This window comes from Mesorhizobium sp. M7A.F.Ca.US.006.04.2.1, from assembly GCF_004022915.1.
In the GTDB taxonomy this organism is placed as follows: domain Bacteria; phylum Pseudomonadota; class Alphaproteobacteria; order Rhizobiales; family Rhizobiaceae; genus Mesorhizobium; species Mesorhizobium ciceri.
This window is the reverse complement of the sequence record NZ_RZQA01001316.1, coordinates 1-1,109: the sequence shown is the minus strand read 5'-3', so window position 1 is coordinate 1,109 and position 1,109 is coordinate 1. Positions and strand designations below refer to the sequence as shown.

Below are 1,109 nucleotides of genomic sequence, written 5' to 3'. Positions count from 1 at the left end.
GGTGGGGAGGGCACCTGACCGCAGCTATCGCCTTGTGGGATGAACAGGTCTATGCAGGCCCTTCACAAGGCTTAGGAGAGGCTTCGGATGAGAAACGCAATCTGCCTCGCATTGACTGCGGCAGTGGCTGGGTGCGCGACCTCCCCGGTCGACTATGAGGCGTCGCTTTCGCAGCAGGACCAGAAATGGGCCTCCCCGGCATGCCAGCAGGCCCGCAGGGCGGCTTCGGATTACGAGGCTCGCGAGAAAGAGCATCCGGGATGGGGTTTCGGCGTCCTGCTTGGTCCATACTCGCTGGGGCTCGTAGCAGCCATCAAGGAGCATGAGCAGAAGCAACGAAAGCTGTTCGCCCGCGAAGTGCACCTGCAATGCTCAAGCCTGCCGCTGCCGAAGGAACTGCAGGGCGATTTGAACCCTGCCGTACCGCCGACCAAGTATCCATAGACTGCCGCGCCTTCCGGGCGGAAGGCGCCGGGGTGGCCGCCGTCATTGGCGGCACCTCGATCTTCGGGGGCCGCGGTGTCTACACCGGCACCATCCTCGGCGCCCTGATCCTGACCGTGCTGACGACGCTCTTGACCATCCTGCAGATGCCGGAGGGGGCAAGGCGACGGCTTATTTGAGGGTTGTGGAGGGAGAGATAGGGGCGGGTTAAGGTGAATGGCTGCTTTTGGGCCGAATTCAGACAGGCAGCTTTTGGCGCAAGGATGCGAACTACTGCCGTTCAACCAATGATAAAGGCTCAGATCGAATTTTGGTGCTTCTTCAAAATTTGCACCTATTGAGGATGCGCCACGGCCAGCCCGCGAGGACCGATCCGCTCTCAAAAAGCGTGTACAGGTTGACAACACCTTGGCCGCTGCAACATCCTGCCGGTTTTTAGACTGGGAGGTAGCATGACTATTTCGATCAACCGCCGCACCTTTTCCATAGGCGCGGGCGCTCTGGCTTTGGCTGCGGCCGGATTTTCGCCGGCACGCGCGCAGCAGGCGTTTTTCCGCATCGGCACGGGCGGAACGTCCGGCACCTACTATCCGGTGGGCGGCCTGATCGCCAACGCCATCTCGGCAACCGGGGCGGCCGGCGTCGAAGGCTTGGTCGCCACCGCC

At 61.9% G+C, this 1,109-nt stretch carries 2 protein-coding genes and 1 pseudogene; all 3 read left to right on the top strand.

Going from position 1 to position 1,109, the window contains the following annotated elements; translation table 11 throughout:
* The first annotated feature begins 87 nt into the window (after positions 1–87).
* On the top strand, positions 88–444 hold the full coding sequence (locus EN925_RS36940; protein ID WP_127370500.1) for a hypothetical protein: 357 nt from the start codon (positions 88–90) through the stop codon (positions 442–444).
* Positions 445–476: 32 nt separating this feature from the next.
* Positions 477–623, top strand: a complete 147-nt coding sequence (locus EN925_RS36935; protein ID WP_263499075.1) for a hypothetical protein — start codon at positions 477–479, stop codon at positions 621–623.
* A gap of 273 nt (positions 624–896) precedes the next feature.
* Positions 897–1,109: pseudogene (locus EN925_RS36930) on the top strand (immunogenic protein); the annotation flags it as partial.